Origin of the sequence: Streptomyces sp. NBC_00322 (genome assembly GCF_036147535.1) — a bacterium.
Lineage (GTDB): Bacteria > Actinomycetota > Actinomycetes > Streptomycetales > Streptomycetaceae > Streptomyces.
The window spans coordinates 3,523,707-3,543,494 of the sequence record NZ_CP108019.1 but is presented as its reverse complement, the minus strand read 5'-3'; the positions used below and the strand labels follow the sequence as shown (position 1 = coordinate 3,543,494).

18 protein-coding genes are annotated in these 19,788 nt (G+C 71.2%); 6 read left to right on the top strand and 12 right to left on the bottom strand.

Annotation, left to right across the window (positions count from 1 at the left end; all coding sequences use genetic code 11):
* Positions 1–51: 51 nt before the first annotated feature.
* Genes OG905_RS15870 through deoC form a run of 3 tightly spaced genes read right to left on the bottom strand, consistent with a single transcriptional unit; the run spans position 52 to position 3,360 of the window.
* Positions 52–966 (bottom strand): aldehyde dehydrogenase family protein, encoded by a 915-nt coding sequence (locus OG905_RS15870; RefSeq protein WP_328670163.1) that lies wholly within the window; start codon positions 964–966, stop codon positions 52–54.
* The gene (locus tag OG905_RS15865; RefSeq protein WP_328670162.1) at positions 959–2,407 is read right to left on the bottom strand and encodes an aldehyde dehydrogenase family protein; all 1,449 of its coding nucleotides are present in this window, start codon (positions 2,405–2,407) and stop codon (positions 959–961) included. Before OG905_RS15865 ends, OG905_RS15870 begins: the two co-directional genes overlap by 8 nt.
* Positions 2,408–2,412: 5 nt before the next feature.
* Positions 2,413–3,360, bottom strand: a complete 948-nt coding sequence (gene deoC, locus OG905_RS15860) for a deoxyribose-phosphate aldolase (protein ID WP_328682375.1) — start codon at positions 3,358–3,360, stop codon at positions 2,413–2,415.
* A 123-nt stretch (positions 3,361–3,483) separates the two neighbouring features.
* On the opposite strand from deoC, the gene OG905_RS15855 reads away from it, so the two are divergent.
* Positions 3,484–4,119: a PH domain-containing protein gene (locus OG905_RS15855; RefSeq protein WP_328670160.1), complete on the top strand. Its 636-nt coding sequence runs from the start codon at positions 3,484–3,486 to the stop codon at positions 4,117–4,119.
* 428 nt (positions 4,120–4,547) lie between these two features.
* On the opposite strand, the gene OG905_RS15850 is transcribed toward OG905_RS15855, so the two are convergent.
* From OG905_RS15850 to OG905_RS15840, 3 genes are all read right to left on the bottom strand, one after another.
* Positions 4,548–6,227: a phospho-sugar mutase gene (locus OG905_RS15850; RefSeq protein ID WP_328670158.1), complete on the bottom strand. Its 1,680-nt coding sequence runs from the start codon at positions 6,225–6,227 to the stop codon at positions 4,548–4,550.
* Positions 6,228–6,618: 391 nt separating this feature from the next.
* Positions 6,619–7,449 carry a purine-nucleoside phosphorylase gene (locus OG905_RS15845; RefSeq protein WP_328670156.1) on the bottom strand — a complete coding sequence of 277 codons (831 nt, stop codon included), beginning with the start codon at positions 7,447–7,449 and terminating at the stop codon, positions 6,619–6,621.
* 102 nt (positions 7,450–7,551) lie between these two features.
* Entirely contained in the window at positions 7,552–7,989 is a 438-nt protein-coding gene (locus tag OG905_RS15840) for a gamma-glutamylcyclotransferase (RefSeq protein ID WP_328670154.1), read from the bottom strand.
* Between the two features lie 164 nt (positions 7,990–8,153).
* On the opposite strand from OG905_RS15840, the gene OG905_RS15835 reads away from it, so the two are divergent.
* Complete coding sequence (locus OG905_RS15835; RefSeq protein WP_328670153.1) at positions 8,154–9,593, top strand: NAD(P)H-quinone dehydrogenase; 1,440 nt, start codon at positions 8,154–8,156, stop codon at positions 9,591–9,593.
* 191 nt (positions 9,594–9,784) lie between these two features.
* Positions 9,785–10,702, top strand: a complete 918-nt coding sequence (locus OG905_RS15830; protein ID WP_443044072.1) for a DeoR/GlpR family DNA-binding transcription regulator — start codon at positions 9,785–9,787, stop codon at positions 10,700–10,702.
* Positions 10,703–11,267: 565 nt separating this feature from the next.
* On the opposite strand, the gene OG905_RS15825 is transcribed toward OG905_RS15830, so the two are convergent.
* Together OG905_RS15825 and OG905_RS15820 are read right to left on the bottom strand one after the other, a co-directional pair.
* Entirely contained in the window at positions 11,268–11,867 is a 600-nt protein-coding gene (locus OG905_RS15825; RefSeq protein WP_328670149.1) for a TetR/AcrR family transcriptional regulator, read from the bottom strand.
* A gap of 113 nt (positions 11,868–11,980) precedes the next feature.
* A complete protein-coding gene (locus OG905_RS15820; RefSeq protein WP_328670147.1) occupies positions 11,981–13,735 on the bottom strand; it encodes an acetyl/propionyl/methylcrotonyl-CoA carboxylase subunit alpha in 1,755 nt (584 codons plus the stop codon).
* A gap of 356 nt (positions 13,736–14,091) precedes the next feature.
* Here OG905_RS15820 and OG905_RS15815 point away from each other — a divergent pair, with 356 nt between their 5' ends.
* Positions 14,092–14,547 carry a hypothetical protein gene (locus tag OG905_RS15815; RefSeq protein ID WP_328670144.1) on the top strand — a complete coding sequence of 152 codons (456 nt, stop codon included), beginning with the start codon at positions 14,092–14,094 and terminating at the stop codon, positions 14,545–14,547.
* A gap of 122 nt (positions 14,548–14,669) precedes the next feature.
* Here OG905_RS15815 and OG905_RS15810 read toward each other — a convergent pair whose 3' ends face one another.
* The 4 genes from OG905_RS15810 to OG905_RS15795 form a co-directional block, all read right to left on the bottom strand.
* A complete protein-coding gene (locus OG905_RS15810) occupies positions 14,670–15,278 on the bottom strand; it encodes a nucleoside triphosphate pyrophosphatase (protein WP_328670142.1) in 609 nt (202 codons plus the stop codon).
* Between the two features lie 20 nt (positions 15,279–15,298).
* Positions 15,299–15,427, bottom strand: coding sequence for a morphogenic membrane protein MmpB (gene mmpB / locus OG905_RS15805; RefSeq protein WP_266486898.1), 129 nt, complete (start codon positions 15,425–15,427; stop codon positions 15,299–15,301).
* 190 nt (positions 15,428–15,617) lie between these two features.
* Positions 15,618–15,824 (bottom strand): acyl-CoA carboxylase epsilon subunit, encoded by a 207-nt coding sequence (locus OG905_RS15800; protein WP_328670139.1) that lies wholly within the window; start codon positions 15,822–15,824, stop codon positions 15,618–15,620.
* Positions 15,825–15,838: 14 nt separating this feature from the next.
* Positions 15,839–17,422, bottom strand: coding sequence for an acyl-CoA carboxylase subunit beta (locus OG905_RS15795; protein ID WP_328670137.1), 1,584 nt, complete (start codon positions 17,420–17,422; stop codon positions 15,839–15,841).
* 109 nt (positions 17,423–17,531) lie between these two features.
* Between OG905_RS15795 and OG905_RS15790 the strand changes: the two genes are divergently transcribed.
* Both OG905_RS15790 and OG905_RS15785 read left to right on the top strand, forming a co-directional pair.
* Positions 17,532–18,389, top strand: a complete 858-nt coding sequence (locus OG905_RS15790; RefSeq protein ID WP_328670135.1) for a biotin--[acetyl-CoA-carboxylase] ligase — start codon at positions 17,532–17,534, stop codon at positions 18,387–18,389.
* A gap of 108 nt (positions 18,390–18,497) precedes the next feature.
* Positions 18,498–19,730 carry an adenylate/guanylate cyclase domain-containing protein gene (locus OG905_RS15785; RefSeq protein WP_443043951.1) on the top strand — a complete coding sequence of 411 codons (1,233 nt, stop codon included), beginning with the start codon at positions 18,498–18,500 and terminating at the stop codon, positions 19,728–19,730.
* Positions 19,731–19,788: the final 58 nt, after the last annotated feature.

The following is a 19,788-nucleotide window of genomic DNA, read 5'->3' as shown; positions in this document are numbered from 1 at the left end:
CCCTGCCGCCGGACGGGGCGGCAGGGGGCTCGGCCATGGGGGCCGGACCGGTCAGTACGCCGAGCCGGACGCGCCGAGTGAGCCCGTCGGATGCCAGACCGTCTTCGTCTCCAGGAAGGCGGTCAGGCGGTGCGTGCCGGGATCGGCCGAGAAATCCACAGGCTGTGGACGAAGGACGCGCTTGAGGTTGTCCGCCGCCGCGATCTCCAGCTCCTTCGCCAGTACGTCATCGGCACCGGTGAGGTCGATGGCGTTGACGTCCTGGTGCGAGGCCAGCGGCGTGGCGATCTCCGCGGTCCGGCCCGAGAGGACGTTGACCACGCCTCCGGGAAGGTCGGACGTGGCCAGCACCTCGCCGAGCGAGAGCGCCGGGAGCGGGGACTTCTCCGAAGCGATCACGATCGCCGTGTTGCCCGTCGCGATCACCGGGGCGAGCACCGAGACCAGCCCCAGGAACGACGACTCCTGCGGCGCGAGGATCGTCACGACGCCGGTCGGCTCGGGGGTGGACAGGTTGAAGAACGGGCCCGCGACCGGGTTCGCCCCGCCCACGATCTGGCCGATCTTGTCGGTCCAGCCCGCGTACCAGACCCAGCGGTCGATCGCCGCGTCCACGACGGCCGCGGCCTTCGACTTGGACAGGCCCTCCGCGTCCGCGACTTCGCGTACGAACTGGTCCCTGCGGCCCTCCAGCATCTCGGCGATGCGGTAGAGGATCTGGCCGCGGTTGTACGCGGTCGCGCCCGACCAGCCGCCGAAGGCCTTGCGGGCCGCGACGACCGCGTCACGCGCGTCCTTGCGGGAGGAGAGGGGGGCGTTGGCCAGCCACTTGCCCTTGCCCGCCGCGCCAGCGGCTGATGTTTTCGCGGTCACTTCGTACACCCGGCCGCTCTCGGAGCGGGGGAACTTGCCCCCGACGTACAGCTTGTAGGTCTTGAGGACGCCAAGACGAGTCGCTTCAGACATCGAGGTAGGCCTCCAGACCGTGACGGCCGCCCTCGCGGCCGAAGCCCGACTCCTTGTAGCCGCCGAAGGGCGAGGTCGGGTCGAACTTGTTGAACGTGTTGGCCCACACGACACCGGCCCGGAGCTTGCTCGCGACCGCGAGGATGCGGGAGCCCTTCTCCGTCCAGATGCCCGCCGACAGGCCGTACTGGCTGTTGTTGGCCTTGGCGACCGCCTCGTCGGGCGTACGGAACGTCAGCACGGACAGGACCGGGCCGAAGATCTCGTCGCGCGCGATCCGGTGCGCCTGCGTGACGTTCGTGAACAGGGTCGGCGCGAACCAGTAGCCGGAACTCGGCAGCTCGCACGGGGCGGACCAGCGCTCGGCCCCCTCCGCCTCGCCCGTCTCGGTCAGGGCCTTGATACGGGCCAGCTGCTCCGCGGAGTTGATCGCACCGATGTCGGTGTTCTTGTCCAGCGGGTCACCCAGGCGCAGCGTGGAGAGCCGGCGCTTGAGGGAGTCGAGCACCTCGTCCTCGACCGACTCCTGGACCAGCAGGCGGGAGCCCGCGCAGCAGACCTGGCCCTGGTTGAAGAAGATGCCGGAGACGATGCCTTCGACGGCCTGGTCGATGGGGGCGTCGTCGAAGACGATGTTCGCGCCCTTGCCGCCCAGTTCCAGGGTGACCTTCTTGTCCGTACCGGCGATGGAACGCGCGATCGCCTTGCCGACGGCGGTCGAGCCGGTGAAGGCGACCTTGTTGACGTCCGGGTGCTCGACGAGCGCGGCGCCGGTCTCGCCGTATCCCGGAAGGATGTTGACGACGCCCTTGGGCAGGCCCGCCTGGCGGCAGATGTCCGCGAAGAAGAGGGCGGAGAGGGGGGTCGTCTCGGCGGGCTTCAGCACCACGGTGTTGCCGGTGGCGAGCGCCGGGGCGATCTTCCAGGCGAGCATCAGCAGCGGGAAGTTCCAGGGGATGACCTGGCCCGCGACGCCGAGGGGCTTCGGGCCCGCGCCGTAGCCGGCGTGGTCGAGCTTGTCGGCCCAGCCCGCGTAGTAGAAGAAGTGCGCCGCGACCAGGGGGAGGTCCGCGTCGCGGGTCTCCTTGATCGGCTTGCCGTTGTCGAGGGTCTCCAGGACGGCGAGCTCGCGCGAGCGCTCCTGGATGATCCGTGCGATACGGAAGAGGTACTTGGCACGCTCCTGGCCGGGCAGCGCCGACCACTTCTCGAACGCCTTGCGGGCCGCCTTCACGGCACGGTCCACGTCCTCGGCGCCGGCCTGGGCGACCTCGGCGAGGACCTCCTCGGTGGAGGGGGAGACCGTCTTGAAGACCTTGCCGTCGGCGGAGTCGGTGAATTCGCCGTCGATGAACAGGCCGTACGACGGCGCGATGTCGACGATCGACCGCGATTCGGGTGCAGGCGCGTATTCGAATACAGATGCAGATGCAGATGCCATGGTGATCAGTCCACCGTCACGTAGTCGGGGCCGGAGTAACGGCCGGTGGCGAGCTTCTGACGCTGCAGGAGCAGGTCGTTGAGCAGGCTCGACGCGCCGAAGCGGAACCAGTGGTTATCCAGCCAGTCTGCACCCACGGTCTCGTTGACCAGGACCAGGAACTTGATCGCGTCCTTGCTGGTGCGGATGCCGCCCGCGGGCTTCACGCCGATCTGGATGCCGGTCTGCGCGCGGTAGTCGCGCACAGCCTCCAGCATGAGCAGGGTGTTGGCGGGGGTGGCGTTGACCGCGACCTTGCCGGTCGAGGTCTTGATGAAGTCCGCGCCGGCGATCATGCCGAGCCAGGAGGCGCGGCGGATGTTGTCGTACGTGGAGAGCTCGCCGGTCTCGAAGATGACCTTCAGCCGGGCCGGGCCCGCGGCCTCCTTCACGGCGCGGATCTCCTCGAAGACCTTGAGATAGCGGCCCGAGAGGAAGGCACCACGGTCGATCACCATGTCGATCTCGTCGGCCCCGGCGGCGACGGCGTCGCGGGTGTCCGCGAGCTTCACGTCGAGCGCGGCGCGGCCGGCCGGGAAGGCGGTGGCGACGGAGGCGACCTTGACGCCGGAGCCCTTGAGGGCCTCGGCGGCGATCGCGGCCATGTCGGGGTAGACGCAGACCGCCGCGGTCGAGGGAGTGGTGCGGTCGGTCGGGTCGGGGTGGACGGCCTTGGCGGCGAGCGCCCGGACCTTGCCCGGGGTGTCCGCGCCTTCGAGCGTCGTCAGGTCGATCATCGAGATGGCCAGATCGATGGCGTACGCCTTGGCCGTGGTCTTGATCGAACGCGTACCGAGCCCTGCGGCGCGGGCCTCCAGGCCGACGGCGTCGACGCCGGGCAGGCCGTGGAGGAAGCGCCGCAGTGTGCTGTCGGACGCGGTCACGTCAGCGAATGCGGTGGGGATGGTGGGCATGGTCACCAGATGAGCATATCTACGCGCGTAGCGGCCTGTACAGGGGGTGGGGTCGAGGGCTTGTCCCCCGGGCGCGGGGTGGACCGGGTCGGCGGCGCGGGGACGTACGGCAGAATCGGAGTCATGACGAGTCCCCAGCAGCCCACCGAGCCCACGTACGCCGACCGGGTCTTCCGGTCGCCCGCCGGGATGGCCGGGGGAGTGCTGCTGCTCGCGCTCATCGCCTGGCTCACCGGAGACGCGGTCGTACGGGGCGAGGGGCGCACGCCGTGGGCGGCCCTCGCCGGGGCACTGTTCGCCGTCCCGCTGGTGGTCGCCTTCACGCTGCGGCCCGCGGTCTTCGCGAACGACGACCGGATGCGGGTCAGGAACCCCTTCCGGACGATCACGATTCCGTGGGCGGCCGTCGCGGATGTGCGGGCCGGGTACTCCTGCGAGGTCTTCACCCAGGAAGATACGAAGTACCAGCTCTGGGCCATCCCCGTCTCGTTGCGGGCGCGCAAGAGGGCCGCGCGGCGCCCGCTCTCGCCCGCGAACGGCGTCACGCGCGGCCGGACGCCGACAGGCGCCGACTCCACCAACTCCTCGCCGCTGATGCCCGCGGCGGACCGGGCGATGGCGGATCTGCGGGAGCTGCTGGAGCGCAATGCGGGCAAGCCGGGTGCGAAGGGTGAGCCGCAGGTCCGCTGGGCGTACGAGATCGCGGCGCCGGCGGTGGCGGGTGCGGTGCTGCTGGTCATCCTGCTGGCGACGGGCTGACGCGCAGGCTGTGCGGGGTCCGGGGCGCGGGCTGTTGGGTCCCCGCCCCGTCCCTTTCCGAAGCCCTGACGGGACCGGGGCGCTGACGCCGCTGTGCGTCCGTCGGCGGCGGCTTCGCGCCACGGGGTGCAGCGGGCGGTCTCGCGGGACTGTTTCGCTGCCTCGCGGCTTATGGCACGGCGCCCTCAGGGCCCGGGCGGCCCTGCCGTTTCGCGCCGCGAGGGCAGCGCCCCGCGCAAACGGGCCGCCCGCCCCAACACCCTTATGGCGGGCCCTTCCACACCAGCAGCATGTACGCGCCGCAGGCGACACCGGGTCACCATTGCCCGGACGATCCCGGCGAGCGGGCGCAGCCGCCTCGACTCCGAACGAGAATCACCCTTTCGGGCGGTCGGGTCTCGTGGTCGGCCTGTGGTCGCGTACCGGGGTCAGATGCCGGCGGCCTCCGCCAGATCCCGCTTGATCCCGTCCAGGATCTCGGCGGCCCGCTCGCGCGCGCCCCGGAGTTCGCTCGCGTCCGCGACCGGGACCACGACCTCCAGATAGCACTTGAGCTTGGGCTCGGTGCCGCTCGGGCGGACGATGACGCGCGCCTTGAACTCGCCGTCGAGGTGGTAGCGCAGGCCGTCCGTGGGCGGCAGCTTGTCCGTGCCCCGGTTCAGGTCCTCGGCCGAGACGACCCGCAGCCCGGCGAGCACGGTCGGCGGCTGCTCGCGCAGCCTGCGCATGGCGTTCGCGATGATGCTCAGATCCTCGACCCGCACGGACAGCTGGTCGGTGCCGTGCAGCCCGTGCGCGACGGCGAGGTCGTCGAGCAGATCGGTCAGTGTCCGGCCCTGCTCCTTCAGCTCGGAGGCCAGCTCGGCGACGAGCAGCGCGGCGGTGATGCCGTCCTTGTCGCGTACGCCCTCGGGGTCGACGCAGTAGCCGAGCGCCTCCTCGTAGCCGTAACGCAGGCCCTCGACACGGGCGATCCACTTGAAGCCGGTCAGCGTCTCCTCGTGCGGCAGCCCCGCCGCGTCGGCGATCCGCCCCAGCAGGGACGAGGACACGATCGACTCGGCGAACGTGCCGCGGGCGCCCTTGTGGACGAGGTGCTCGGCCAGCAGCGCGCCGACCTCGTCGCCGCGGAGCATCTTCCAGTCCCCGCCGTCCGGGACGGCGACGGCGCACCGGTCCGCGTCGGGGTCGTTGGCGATGACGATGTCGGGCCGGACCCGGCGAGCGGTCTCGAAGGCGAGATCCATCGCCCCCGGCTCCTCCGGGTTGGGGAACGAGACCGTCGGGAACGCCGGGTCGGGCTCGGCCTGCTCCTGTACGAGGACGGGCGCGGGGAATCCGGCACGGGCGAAGGCGGCGGTCAGCACGTCCTTGCCGACGCCGTGCATGGCCGTGTAGACGACGCGGGCGGTGCGGGGGGAGCCGGGGGTCAGGACCGCGTCCGTACGCGCCAGATAGGCGTCCAGGACCTCGTCACCGAGGGTTTCCCAGCCGCTCACGGCGCGCGGCACGTCGTCCAGACTCGCCACGGCGGCGATCTCCGCGGCGATCTCGGCGTCGGCGGGCGGCACGATCTGCGAGCCGTCGCCGAGGTAGACCTTGTAGCCGTTGTCGCGCGGCGGGTTGTGGCTGGCGGTGACCTCGACCCCGGCCACCGCGCCGAGATTCCTTATGGCGTACGCGAGCACGGGGGTCGGCAGCGGGCGCGGCAGCACGGCGGCGCGGAGCCCCGCGCCGACCATCACCGCGGCGGTGTCGCGCGCGAAGTCGACGGACTTGTACCGGGCGTCGTACCCGATGACGACGAGGCCGTCGCCCTGGCCCTTCGCCCTGAGATACGCGGCGAGCCCGGCGGCCGCCCGGATCACCACGGCCCGGTTCATCCGCATGGGCCCGGCCCCGAGCTCGCCGCGCAGCCCGGCCGTCCCGAACTCCAGCGTGCCGCTGAACCGCGCGGCGAGTTCGTCGACATCCTTCGCCTCGATGAGCTTGCCGAGCTCGTCCCGGGTCTCACTGTCCGGGTCCTCCGCCAGCCACGCGCTGGCCCGCGCGATGAGGTCCTGCTGCACGGTTGGTCCGCCTCTCGTGTGGTTTGGTCGCCCGGCCATTCTGGACGGACGTCCGCGTGTGCGGGGCGAGGTGGGGCGGGTGCATGGCTTGTTCCCCCACCCCGCCCCTTCCCGGCTGTATCGACGCGGCTGCGCCGCACGGGGGCTGTGCCCTGGCCTCCCGGGAGCGGTGCGGGGCCGCGTGCCCCGGCGCGGGCGAACCGCCCCAGACCCGGACCCCGACGGGGAACGGCGCCGGCTTCGCGTTTCCAGCATTCGTGGTGGACCTGGGCCAGGGGGCGTTGGTGGTTGCTGCCCGGTGGGTGGTTTCGCGGGCGAACCCGGAACTCGCGCCGTGCGACGGGCCCGCGCAACGGACGCCAAGACCCGCGCCGCGCGGCACCGGCGCACCCCCGACCCCGCACCCCAAAGCCCCCGCGGAGCCGGACCGTCAGATCCGGTCCAGCACCCGCGTCAGCAGCTCGCCCATCCGCGCCGCCGAATCCCGCCCCGCCTGCAGCACTTCCTCGTGGTTCAGCGGCTCCCCCGTAAGCCCCGCCGCCAGGTTCGTGACCAGGGAGATGCCCAGCACCTCAGCGCCCGCCTCCCGCGCGGCGATCGCCTCGAGGACCGTGGACATGCCGACCAGGTCGCCGCCCATGACGCGGACCATGTTGATCTCGGCCGGCGTCTCGTAGTGCGGGCCGGGGAACTGGACATACACGCCCTCCTCCAGCGACGCGTCGATCTCCTTGCACAGCGCCCGCAGCCGCGGCGAGTACAGGTCCGTCAGGTCCACGAAGTTCGCGCCGATGATCGGCGACGCCGCCGTCAGGTTGATGTGGTCGCTGATCAGCACCGGCTGTCCGGGGCGCATGCCCTCGCGCAGACCGCCGCAGCCGTTCGTCAGCACGACGGTCTTGCAGCCCGCGGCCACCGCCGTCCGCACCCCGTGCGAGACCGCGGCCACGCCACGGCCCTCGTAGAAGTGCGTACGGCCCAGGAAGACCAGCACCCGCTTCACGCCGATGCGGTACGAGCGGATCGTGCCGCCGTGGCCCTCGACCGCCGGCGGGGGGAAGCCGGGCAGGTCGGTGACCGGGAACTCGGCCTCGGGCGTACCGAGCGCGTCGACGGCCGGTGCCCAGCCGGAGCCCATCACCAGGGCTACGTCATGCGTCTCGGCGCCGGTCAGCTCGCGCAGGCGCGCGGCGGCGGCGTCGGCTGCGGCGTGGGGGTCGGCGCTAACGCCGTTGAGGTCCGGATTCACAGATGCGTTCACGCCGACGAGGGTAGCCGGTCATTTCCTACGCGCGTAGATGACGCAGCAGCCGGTCTTCGGATCGTTGCCTTGTCGTTTCCCACGAACGCGACGGTGAACGCATCAGCAAGGCCGCTTCCGCAGCTCCATCACATAGTCGTGCGGAGCGCCCGCCGAGTCCGCCGCATCGGCCAGCTCCCCCAGATAGCGCGCTGACGGCAGCCCGCCCTCGTATCCGTTCAGCACGTACACCCAGGCCGGCTCCTCGCCGTCCAGGGTGTCCACCCGGACCCGCATGCGCCGGTAGATGTCCAGGCCGACACCCTCCCAGCGGTCCATCGAGTCCTCGTCCATCGGGGCGATGTCGTACAACGCGATGAAGACCTGGGAGCGCGGCGCCTCCACGATCGTGGCCAGTGCCCCCTCCCAGCCCATCTGCTCGCCGCCGAAGGTCAGCCGCCAGCCGTTGAGCCAGCCGGTGCCGCGCAGCGGTGAGTGCGGGGCGCGGCGGGACATCAGCCGCGCGTCGAGGTTGCCGGCGTACGCGGCGTAGAGCGACATGGGATCGAGGGTACGGGAGGGGCGCGGGTGGTTGCGGTTCACCGATGAAGGGACCCGGGGCGAGGGCACTTGAACCGTGCGGGACAATGGAGGACGTACTGCAGTCCAAAGGGGCCACCCCCCGAACCCCGGCAGAACGAACGAGAGCGCGAGGCGTAACCCCAGTGACCCGGATCGTGATCATCGGCGGCGGACCCGGCGGATACGAGGCGGCCCTGGTGGGCGCCCAGCTCGGCGCGGAGGTGACCGTCGTCGACTGCGACGGCCTCGGCGGGGCTTCTGTGCTGACCGACTGCGTACCTTCCAAGACCCTGATCGCCACGGCCGAGGTGATGACGACCTTCGACTCCTCGCACGAGGAGCTGGGCATCATCGTGGCCGACGACACCCCGCCGATGGAGCAGGCCGCCCGGATCGTCGGCGTCGACCTCGGCAAGGTCAACCGACGGGTGAAGCGGCTCGCGCTCGCCCAGTCCCACGACATCACCGCCTCCGTCACCCGGGCCGGCGCCCGGGTGATGCGCGGCCGCGGCCGGCTGGTGGGCAGGCAGGCGATGGACGGCTCCCGCAAGGTGGTCGTGACCGCCGCGGACGGCTCCGAGGAGACGCTGACCGCCGACGCCGTGCTGATCGCGACCGGCGGCCACCCGCGCGAGATCCCCGATGCGCTCCCCGACGGGGAGCGCATTTTGAACTGGACCCAGGTGTACGACCTCACCGAGCTCCCCGACGAGCTCATCGTGGTCGGCTCCGGCGTCACCGGCGCCGAGTTCGCCGGCGCGTACCAGGCGCTCGGCTCCCGCGTCACCCTCGTCTCCTCCCGAGACCGCGTGCTGCCGGGCGAGGACCCGGACGCCGCCGCGGTCCTGGAGGACGTCTTCCGCCGCCGCGGCATGAACGTCATGGCCCGCTCCCGCGCCGAGTCCGCCAAGCGCGTCGGCGACCGGGTCGAGGTCACGCTCTCCGACGGCCGCGTCATCTCCGGCTCGCACTGTCTGATGGCGGTCGGCGCGATCCCGAACTCCGCGGGCATGGGCCTGGAGGAGGCCGGCGTCCGGCTCAGGGACTCGGGCCACATCTGGACCGACAAGGTCTCCCGTACGAACGCTCCCGGCGTGTACGCGGCCGGTGACGTCACCGGGGTCTTCGCACTCGCCTCCGTCGCGGCCATGCAGGGCCGTATCGCGATGTACCACTTCCTGGGCGACGCGGTGCAGCCGCTGAACCTCAAGACCGTCTCGTCCAACGTCTTCACCGACCCGGAGATCGCGACCGTCGGCTACAGCCAGGCGGACGTCGACGGGGGCATCATCGACGCGCGCGTCGTCAAGCTGCCGCTGCTGCGCAACCCGCGCGCGAAGATGCAGGGCATCCGGGACGGCTTCGTCAAGATCTTCTGCCGTCCGGGCACGGGCATCGTGGTCGGCGGCGTGGTCGTCTCACCGCGCGCCAGCGAACTGATCCATCCCATCTCGATCGCGGTCGACAACAATCTGACGGTGGAACAGATCGCAAACGCTTTCACCGTGTACCCCTCTCTGTCGGGGTCGATCGCCGAGGTGGCACGGCAGTTGCACACCCGCAAGGCGGCCGGCGAAGGGTGATGCGGGCGCAAACCCGACGAACCCCGGGCACTCCACCCGGCAACTGATCAACTCCCGGGCCGCCCATACCACTTGGCGGTCCCGTCTGTGCGCAACTTCTGTTATTCGGCGCATAGTGCTGAAAAGTATCGGTCGGTCAGGTTACTGTCAGTTTCGTGTTCGCTGCAGAACGTCGCCAATTGATCCTCGAAATGGTGCGCGCCAACGGAGCCGTGTCGCTCCGTGAGCTCGCCCGCGTCGTCCAGACCTCCGAAGTGACCGTACGGCGGGACGTGCGGGCTCTGGAGGCAGAAGGACTCCTCGACCGCCGTCACGGCGGTGCGGTACTGCCGGGCGGTTTTACGCGGGAGTCCGGCTTTCCGCAGAAATCCCTGTCCGCGACCGCGGAGAAGACGGCCATCGCCGATCTCGCCGCGAGCCTCGTCGAAGAAGGCGAGGCGATCGTGGTCGGAGCGGGGACGACGACGCAGGAGCTGGCCCGCCGGCTCGCGCGCGTCCCCGGACTGACCGTCGTCACCAACTCCCTGCTCGTCGCCCAGGCTCTGGCCCATGCCAACCGGGTCGAAGTCGTCATGACCGGCGGGACGCTGCGTGGCTCCAACTACGCGCTGGTGGGCAGCGGGGCGGAGCAGTCCCTGCAGGGCCTGCGGGTGTCCCGGGCGTTTCTCTCGGGGAGCGGGCTGACGGCCGAGCGTGGCCTGTCCACGTCCAACATGCTCTCGGCGAGCGTCGACCGGGCGCTCGTCCAGGCCGCGGCGGAGGTCGTGGTCCTCGCGGACCACACCAAGCTCGGCACCGACACGATGTTCCAGACGGTGCCGACGGATGTGATCACGCGGCTGGTCACGGACGAGCCGCCGACGCACGACGACCGGGCGGCGACGGAACTCCAGGCGCTGGCGGACCAGGGCGTCCAGATCGCGGTGGCGGGCTCGGGCGCGCCGTCGGACACGGCCGCGCCCGGCCGCCAGCCCCGCCGCGACGTCCCGCTCCCGTCCCAACGCCGCACCCGCGGCGGGGCCGGGCCGGGCCCTCAGCTGCGCAACGCTCTGACGTCGGAACCTCCGGGGGAGAGGGCGGCGAGGGTGGCGGACCTACGCCGCCGATAGGCACCGGGGTCGTGGGTGCCGTGGGCCGGGGGCGTTGGTGCGGCTTTGGGGTGCCCGGTGCCGTGTGGTGCGGGCGGCGGCTTGTTCCCCCACCCCGCCCCTTCCCGTAACTGGGGCTTCGCCCCAGACCCCCGAAGGGGGAGGGTTGGTGGGGGCTGACGCCCCCACGCCCCGAGACTCCAGCGGCTTCGCCGCGGAGTTTCCAGCGTTCGTGGCCACCCTGGGCCAGGGGGCGTTGGTGGTTGCTTTCCGGTGGGTGGTTTCGCGGGGGGACCCCGATTGGCTGCCAACACCGGGTGACCAATACGGACCCCTCATCGCCGCCGACGCCGAGGAGCCGGGGGCCTGCGCGCCGCGTCGGGCCCGAGCCGCGCGACCCCTGGGACCCGCGCACCGCGGCACGGGGCTACCCGGACCGCTCAGGCCCGAGCCGCGCGACCCCCGGGACCCGCGCACCACGGTGCCGGGCAGCCTGGACCGCCTTAGGCCCGAGGCGCGGCAGCCCGCGCACCACGGAGTCGGCAGCCTGGACCGCCCAAGCCCGGGCCACGGCACGCCGGATCGCCTAGGCCCGGGCCACCGCGCTCCCCTTCAGACCCCGCAGGGTCAGCGTCAGCAGTCTGTCCGCCAACTCCGCGTCCCCCGGCTCCTCTTCCGCCGCCAGTGCGATCGCGTTCGTCAACTGCATCAGGTCGCCGATCGAGACATCCGCCCGCACCGCCCCGCTCTCCTGCGCCCGGATCAGCAGCCGTTCGCCCGCCTCGCGCAGTGGCACGCTGCAAGCCGACAGCGCCGAAGTCTCGTCGTGCGAGGCCGACATGAGCGCTCGGGCCAGCCCGCGGTACTCACCCGCATGGGTGATGAGGGCGCGCAGCCACTCCACCAGCGCCCCGCAGGGCTGCTCCGCCGAGGCCAGTTCGCCCGAGCGCTCCAGCAGTGCGGCCAGGGCCTCCTGGAAGACCGCGCTCATCATCGCGTGGCGGTTGGGGAAGTGCCGGTACAGCGTGCCGATGCCCACGCCCGACCGCCGCGCGATCTCTTCGAGCGAGGCGTCGGTGCCGTACTCGGCGAAGACGGCGCGCGCTTCGGTCAGCAGCCGTTCGTAGTTGCGGCGCGCATCCGCCCGCATCGGCCGCGCCGAGCCGACTGCCGTACTGGTCGCCATCGCGTCGTCCTCCCTGAGTCCGCCCCCCGGCGTTCAGTGTCCAGGATGCATACGCGTGGGGCCTGCCCGTCGTCGTACCGGGCAGGCCCCACACGTACACACTCGGCCGGACGTCAGTCCTTGATCTCGCAGATCGTCGCACCCGACGAGATCGACGCGCCGACCTCGGCCGACAGGCCCTTGATGGTGCCGGAGCGGTGCGCGTTCAGTGGCTGCTCCATCTTCATCGCCTCCAGGACGACGACGAGGTCGCCCTCGTTGACCTCCTGGCCCTCCTCGACCGCGATCTTGACGATCGTGCCCTGCATCGGGGAGGCGAGGGTGTCACCGGAAGCCGCCGACGCGGACTTCTTCGCGGCGCGGCGCTTGGGCTTGGCGCCCGCTGCCAGGCCAGTGCGGGCCAGCGTCATGCCCAGCGAGGACGGCAGCGAGACCTCCAGGCGCTTGCCGCCGACCTCGACGATGACCGTCTCGCGGCCGGGCTCGTCCTCGGTGTCCGCGTCGGTGGGGGCCGCGAAGGGCTTGATCTCGTTGACGAACTCCGTCTCGATCCAGCGGGTGTGGATCCGGAAGGGGTCCGCGGTGAACGCCGGGTCGGTGACGACCGCGCGGTGGAAGGGGATGGCGGTGGCCATGCCCTCGACGTTGAACTCCTCCAGCGCACGTGCCGCACGCTGCAGCGCCTGCTGCCGGGTCGCGCCGGTGACGATCAGCTTGGCCAGCAGCGAGTCCCAGGCGGGGCCGATCACCGAACCGGTCTCGACGCCCGCGTCGAGGCGCACACCCGGACCGGACGGCGGCGCGAAGGTGGTCACCGTGCCGGGGGCCGGGAGGAAGCCCCGGCCCGGGTCCTCGCCGTTGATGCGGAATTCGAAGGAGTGACCGCGCACCGCCGGGTCGTCGTAGCCGAGCTCCTCGCCGTCGGCGATACGGAACATCTCGCGGACCAGGTCGATGCCGGTGACCTCTTCGGTGACCGGGTGTTCCACCTGGAGACGGGTGTTGACCTCCAGGAAGGAGATCGTCCCGTCGACACCGACGAGGAACTCGACGGTGCCCGCGCCGACGTAACCGGCCTCCTTGAGGATGGCCTTGGACGCGGCGTACAGCTCGGCGTTCTGCGCCTCGGAGAGGAAGGGCGCGGGCGCCTCCTCGACCAGCTTCTGGTGGCGGCGCTGCAGCGAGCAGTCACGCGTCGACACGACGACGACATTGCCGTGGCTGTCGGCCAGGCACTGGGTCTCGACGTGCCGCGGCTTGTCCAGGTAGCGCTCGACGAAGCACTCGCCGCGCCCGAAGGCGGCGACGGCCTCGCGTACCGCCGAGTCGTACAGCTCCGGCACCTCTTCGAGGGTGCGGGCGACCTTCAGACCGCGGCCGCCACCGCCGAACGCCGCCTTGATCGCGATCGGCAGCCCGTTCTCCTGGGCGAAGGCGACGACCTCGTCGGCGCCGGCGACCGGGTCGGGCGTACCGGCGACCAGCGGCGCGCCGGCGCGCTGGGCGATATGACGGGCGGCGACCTTGTCACCCAGATCGCGGATCGCCTGCGGCGGCGGGCCGATCCACGTCAGACCGGCGTCCAGCACGGCCTGCGCGAAGTCCGCGTTCTCCGAGAGGAAGCCGTATCCGGGGTGGATGGCGTCCGCTCCCGAGTCCTTCGCGGCCTGGAGCACCTTGGCCATGTCCAGGTAGCTGGCGGCCGGGGTGTCACCGCCCAGGGCGAACGCCTCGTCGGCCGCGCGGACATGCAATGCGTCCCGGTCCGGATCGGCGTAGACGGCTACGCTCGCGATCCCGGCGTCCCGGCAGGCACGGGCAACGCGGACAGCGATTTCGCCACGGTTGGCGATGAGCACCTTGCGCACGATGGCTCCCTCCTTGAAACAAGCTGAGTTTAGGGAAGCCGCACACCGTCCTTCGACCCGTCCCCAATGGTGAGCTATGCCACACGGAGCGTGATTCGAGGCTCGCGCAAGTCGCGAAATCCCTTGTCGCACCAAGGTACGACGGGTTCCTTCCTCGCACAGTAACCCCGTGGTGTGGCACAGGTCTCTGTTCTGGGCGCCAGCGGCCGGGCGCGTTTCTTTGTCGAGTCCCTACGAATGGCCCAATGATTCTTTGCTGTGAGACCGAGCGTGCCGCGCCCCTTGTCCCGCCCTTTACCCGTTAGTAGCGTTCACGATGTCGTACGTACTTCCGGTAACAGAGGGTTGGGGGCGCCGTGGCGCGCAGACCGGTGGCCGTGGTGGCCGCACTTGTTCTGCTGGTGGAGGCCATCGGCATCGTGGTGATCAACGGGATCCTCGCCACGTTCGTCGACAAGCAGAGCATGTCGCTCGCCGACCTGGACCCGGACGCGATGGTCACGGGCACATGGGTGATGGGCGGGATCTTCGGTCTCTACCTCGCCGCCTGCGGTGTGGTCCTGCTGCTGACCGGCCTGCGCGACCGGGCCCCGGGGCGCGTCGCCCGGATCCTGCTGATCTCGTGCGCGATCACGCACGGCGTGCTGGGCGCGCTCACGGTGGGTCTCGTCGGCTGGGAGGCGTTCGCGTTCATGATGGTGGTGCTCGGACTGATCGTCCTGGTGCTGCTGGCGTACGGAAATGGCGGGAAGCGACAGAAGGAAGAGACCCGCAACGAGCCCGCTCCGACGAACGGCGCCGCACCTGCCTGAGCGGGATCCGAGCCGGTCGTGAGGCGGGCCCGAGCCCGCCCTCACCGGGCCCCGAGCCGGTGTCGAGTCTGACGTGATTCTGACGCTCGACTGACGTCAACCCGCCCCGGGGCGGGGGTGCTTCAGTCCGTCCACAGATCCGTGATCGAGAAGCCGAGCTCGGCCAGCAGCGTGCGCAGCAGCGGCAGCGAGAGCCCGATCACGTTGCCGTAGTCGCCGTCGATGGAGTCGATGAACGGCGCCGAGCGGCCGTCCAGCGTGAACGCGCCCGCCACGTGCAGCGGTTCGCCGCTCGCGACGTACGCGGCGATCTCGGCGTCCGTCGGCTCGCCGAAGCGCACGGTCGTCGAGGCGGTCGCCGACACGCTGCGGCCGGTCGCCGTGTCCGCGACGCAGTGGCCGGTCTGCAGGATGCCGGAGCGGCCGCGCATGCTCTTCCAACGGGCGGTCGCGTCCTCCTCGTCGGACGGCTTGCCGAGGGCCTCGCCGTCGAGTTCGAGGACCGAGTCGCAGCCGACGACGAGCGCGCCGGAGGCCTCCGGGCGCGCGGCCACGGCGGCGGCCTTCGCCTCGGCGAGTACCAGAGCCAGCTCGGCCGGGGTCGGTGCGCTCAGCGCGTCCTCGTCCACGCCGCTGACGATCACTTCGGGGGCGAGTCCGGCCTGGCGCAGCAGATTGAGGCGCGCGGGGGAGGCGGAGCCGAGGACGAGGCGGGGGCGGTGAGCGGTCATGGGGTCATCGTAGGCGGCGGTCAGTGCAGCCCGACCACGAACATCGCCACCACCATGGCGAGGGCCAGCAGGAGGCCCGCGCGGCGCATCATCGCCTGCGTCTCGCGCAGCTCTTTCGGAGGCTCGTTCTCCGGGTCGGACCACAGCATGTCTTCGATCCTGCTGCGGGGGGCCGGGCGGCGCCTGAGTACGGGTACTCAACCGGTGGGCCGACAACGGGCCAATTTCCGGTGTCGCGAGGACTACGTGGCCTGCTGTTCTGTCAGGGGCTCATGCCCTCGATCGCCGGACCGGCTGGAATGTCAGCCCGTCCGGCGATCGAGGCACGGGGTCCGGGGCTCAGACCGGCCAGTAGCTGCGGGCCCACGCCCGCGGGCCCGGCAGCGGCCGTCGCGTGCGGGCGATCCGCGCCGGGTCCGACCACTGTTCCGGCGGCAGCGGCGCGCCTTCCACCGCCGCGGCCGTCGCCGCGGCGCGGGCCTGAACCACCGCAAGTGCGGCGGCCAGCTCCTCCGGGGTGGGATTTCCTCGTACGACCTTGATCATCGTCAGGTCCCTTCCTAGAGGGGGATGTTGCCGTGCTTCTTCGGCGGCAGGCTTTCCCGCTTCGTACGCAGCTGACGCAGGCCCTTCACGATCTGCGAGCGCGTGTCCGACGGCATGATCACCGCGTCCACGTAGCCGCGCTCCGCCGCGATGTACGGGTTGAGGAGCGTGTCCTCGTAGTCCTGGATCAGCTCCGCGCGGGTCGCCTCGACGTCCTGAGCGCCCGCGATGGTGCGGCGGTGCAGGATGTTCACCGCGCCCTGTGCGCCCATGACCGCGATCTGCGCGGTCGGCCAGGCCAGGTTGAGGTCGGCGCCCAGGTGCTTGGAGCCCATGACGTCGTACGCGCCGCCGAAGGCCTTGCGCGTGATCACCGTGATCAGCGGGACCGTCGCCTCCGCGTAGGCGTAGATCAGCTTCGCGCCGCGGCGGATGATGCCGCCGTACTCCTGGTCGACGCCCGGCAGGAAGCCGGGCACGTCGACGAAGGTCAGCACGGGGACGTTGAAGGCGTCGCAGGTACGCACGAAGCGCGCGGCCTTCTCGGAGGCGTTGATGTCCAGGCAGCCCGCGAACTGCATCGGCTGGTTGGCGACGATGCCGACCGGGTAGCCCTCGACCCGGCCGAAGCCGGTGACGATGTTCGGCGCGAACAGCGCCTGCGTCTCCAGGAATTCGCCGTCGTCCAGCACATGCTCGATGGCCGTGTGCATGTCGTACGGCTGGTTCGCGGAGTCGGGGATGAGGGTGTCGAGCTCGCGGTCCTCGTCGGTCGTCTCCAGGTCGGCCTCCTCGGGGAAGGCCGGTGCCTCGGAGAGGTTGTTGGACGGCAGGTACGACAGCAGCGACTTGACGTAGTCGACGGCGTCCTTCTCGTCGCCCGCCATGTGGTGCGCGACACCGGAGGTGGTGTTGTGCGTACGGGCTCCGCCCAGCTCCTCGAAGCCGACGTCCTCTCCGGTGACCGTCTTGATGACATCGGGTCCGGTGATGAACATGTGCGAGGTCTGGTCGACCATCACCGTGAAGTCGGTGATCGCGGGGGAGTAGACGGCGCCGCCCGCGCACGGTCCGACGACCAGCGAGATCTGCGGGATCACGCCGGAGGCATGGGTGTTGCGGCGGAAGATCTCGCCGTACATGCCGAGGGCCATGACGCCCTCCTGGATGCGGGCGCCGCCGGAGTCGTTGATGCCGACGACGGGGCAGCCCGTCTTCAGCGCGAAGTCCATCACCTTCATGATCTTCTGGCCGAAGACCTCGCCCAGGGACCCGCCGAGGACCGTGAAGTCCTGGGAGAAGACCGCCACCGGGCGGCCGTCGACCGTGCCGTAGCCGGTGACCACACCGTCGCCGTAGGGGCGGTTCTGCTCCATGCCGAAGTCCGTGGAACGGTGCCGGGCGAACTCGTCCAGCTCTACGAACGAACCCTCGTCCAACAGCAGATCGACGCGCTCACGGGCGGTCAACTTGCCCTTGGCGTGCTGCTTCTCCACCGCGCGCGCGGAACCGGCATGCGTCGCCTCGTCAACACGGCGCTGCAGATCCGCCAGCTTTCCTGCGGTGGTGTGAATGTCGATCTGTTCCGGCTCGGACATCGGGATGCGGCTCCCTGGCTGGTCACGGGGTCGGTGGCTACTGACTCGTAGCGTATCGGCGCGCATACCGTTCGGCAGTGCGTCGTTTACCACACCTAACCTGGCTTGCATGACGCCTGAGAATGCGCCCCGGAGCCGCTGGTCCGACCTCGACCGGCCGCCGCTGAACGAAGCCGCGCTGCGCCACTCGCTGCTGCAGCCGGGCGGGCTGTGGACCTCTTTCGACATCGTGCCCGAGACCGGGTCCACCAACTCCGACCTGGCGGCCCGAGCCGGGTCCCTGGAGGAGGGGGCCGTGCTCGTCGCCGAGGTGCAGACGGCCGGGCGGGGACGCCTGGACCGCACCTGGACGGCGCCCCCGCGCTCCGGGCTGTTCGTCTCTGTACTGCTCAAGCCCGGAGCGGACATCCCGGTCGAGCGCTGGGGCTGGCTGCCGCTGCTCGCCGGGGTGGCCTCCGCGACCGGTCTCGCCCGCGCCGCCGGGGTGGACATGTACCTCAAATGGCCCAATGACCTGCTGGTAAAGATCGACGGCGAGGAGCGCAAGACCGGCGGGATCCTCGCCGAGCGGGCGGGCGACGACGCTGTGGTCATCGGTATCGGCCTCAATGTCACCCTGCGTACCGAGGAGCTGCCGGTCCCGGAGGCGGGTTCCCTCGCCCTCGCGAACGCGATCTCCACCGACCGTGACCCGCTGCTGCGGGCCGTGCTGCGCTCGCTGGAGCAGTGGTACGGCGACTGGCGCGCGGCGGGCGGCGACCCGGGCCTCTCGGGGCTCCAGGAGGCGTACGCGGCTGGCTGCGCGACGCTGGGACGGAGCGTACGGGCCGAGCTGCCAGGCGAACGCTCGGTGATCGGCGAGGCGGTCGCGATCGACGGCGACGGGCGGCTGGTGCTGTCCACGGAGGGCGGGGGGCGGCAGGCGATCAGTGCGGGCGACATCGTGCACCTGCGGCCGGCCGGATGAACCGGCTGGGCGGCCGGGACGTGAGCTAGGGCACACCTGCCGTATCGTTGAGGCGATCGAGCGACAGATCGGCAGGGCAGTGCGCAGGGAACGGGCAGGAGGCGGCTGGTGACCGTCGACGACAGCACTTCCGGCGCGGGCGCGCAGCCGCCGGAGGGCTCCTCGTCCGGCGCGTCCGCCCCGTCGAATTCGTCATCGTCGCCCTCCGGCGCGTCCTCGTCCCCGGGCACGGCCTCCGGGTCGGCCGCGGTGCATCCGCCGCATCACGAGGTCGATCACACCGTGGAGCCGACCGACGACCCCCTCGCGATCCGGCTGGAGCAGCTGATCCTGGGCGCGGACCGGCGCTACACGCCGTTTCAGGCCGCCCGCACGGCCGGAGTGTCCATGGAGCTCGCCTCCCGCTTCTGGCGGGCCATGGGCTTCGCCGACATCGGCCAGGCCAAGGCCCTGACCGAGGCGGACGTACTGGCCCTGCGACGGCTCGCCGGTCTCGTCGAGGCGGGCTTGCTCAGCGAGCCGATGGCGGTCCAGGTGGCCCGCTCGACCGGCCAGACCACCGCCCGGCTGGCGGAATGGCAGATCGATTCCTTCCTGGAGGGCCTGACCGAGCCGCCCGAGCCCGGAATGACCCGTACGGAAGTCACGTACCCCCTGGTCGAGCTGCTCCTGCCCGAGCTGGAGGAATTCCTCGTCTACGTCTGGCGCCGCCAGCTCGCCGCGGCGACGGGGCGCGTGGTCCAGGCGGCGGACGACGAGGAGATGGTGGACCGCCGTCTCGCCGTCGGCTTCGCGGACCTGGTGGGCTTCACCCGCCTCACCCGGCGCCTCGAAGAGGAGGAACTCGGGGAACTCGTCGAGGCGTTCGAGACCACCTCCGCGGACCTGGTCGCCGCGCACGGCGGCCGCCTGATCAAGACGCTCGGCGACGAGGTCCTGTACGCGGCGGACGACGCGGGCACGGCGGCGGAGATCGCGCTGCGGTTGATAGAGACGATGACGCACGACGAGTCGATGCCCGCGCTGCGGGTCGGCATCGCCTTCGGGACGGTGACGACGCGGATGGGTGACGTCTTCGGTACGACCGTGAACCTGGCGAGCCGCCTGACCTCGATAGCGCCGAAGGACGCGGTGCTGGTGGACGGCGCGTTCGCGGAGGAGCTCGTGCGCACGGGGGACGCGCCGGCGTCCGAGGCGGAGGCGGCGGAGGAAGCGGCCGCGGCGGAGAAGGAGGGCGAGGAGCCCCCGTCGTACCGCTTCGCGCTCCAGCCGATGTGGCAGCGGCCGGTGCGGGGGCTTGGCGTGGTGGAGCCCTGGCTCATGTCGCGTCGCGGCGGCTGAGGTCCGACCGGGGGGTGTTCCCCGCCCGGCCCTCCCCCAGACTCCGTCCGGGGGGACC

What these genes read in the sequence shown, in the direction of transcription:
- OG905_RS15870 (WP_328670163.1), bottom strand. Translation starts at nt 966, where the DNA reads ATGTCTGAAGCGACTCGTCTTGGCGTCCTCAAGACCTACAAGCTGTAC.
- OG905_RS15865 (WP_328670162.1), bottom strand. Translation starts at nt 2,407, where the DNA reads ATGGCATCTGCATCTGCATCTGTATTCGAATACGCGCCTGCACCCGAA.
- deoC (WP_328682375.1), bottom strand. Translation starts at nt 3,360, where the DNA reads ATGCCCACCATCCCCACCGCATTCGCTGACGTGACCGCGTCCGACAGC.
- OG905_RS15855 (WP_328670160.1), top strand. Translation starts at nt 3,484, where the DNA reads ATGACGAGTCCCCAGCAGCCCACCGAGCCCACGTACGCCGACCGGGTC.
- OG905_RS15850 (WP_328670158.1), bottom strand. Translation starts at nt 6,227, where the DNA reads ATGGCCGGGCGACCAAACCACACGAGAGGCGGACCAACCGTGCAGCAG.
- OG905_RS15840 (WP_328670154.1), bottom strand. Translation starts at nt 7,989, where the DNA reads ATGTCGCTCTACGCCGCGTACGCCGGCAACCTCGACGCGCGGCTGATG.
- OG905_RS15830 (WP_443044072.1), top strand. Translation starts at nt 9,785, where the DNA reads ATGGTGCGCGCCAACGGAGCCGTGTCGCTCCGTGAGCTCGCCCGCGTC.
- OG905_RS15825 (WP_328670149.1), bottom strand. Translation starts at nt 11,867, where the DNA reads ATGGCGACCAGTACGGCAGTCGGCTCGGCGCGGCCGATGCGGGCGGAT.
- OG905_RS15810 (WP_328670142.1), bottom strand. Translation starts at nt 15,278, where the DNA reads ATGACCGCTCACCGCCCCCGCCTCGTCCTCGGCTCCGCCTCCCCCGCG.
- mmpB (WP_266486898.1), bottom strand. Translation starts at nt 15,427, where the DNA reads ATGCTGTGGTCCGACCCGGAGAACGAGCCTCCGAAAGAGCTGCGCGAG.
- OG905_RS15800 (WP_328670139.1), bottom strand. Translation starts at nt 15,824, where the DNA reads ATGATCAAGGTCGTACGAGGAAATCCCACCCCGGAGGAGCTGGCCGCC.
- OG905_RS15795 (WP_328670137.1), bottom strand. Translation starts at nt 17,422, where the DNA reads ATGTCCGAGCCGGAACAGATCGACATTCACACCACCGCAGGAAAGCTG.
- OG905_RS15790 (WP_328670135.1), top strand. Translation starts at nt 17,532, where the DNA reads ATGACGCCTGAGAATGCGCCCCGGAGCCGCTGGTCCGACCTCGACCGG.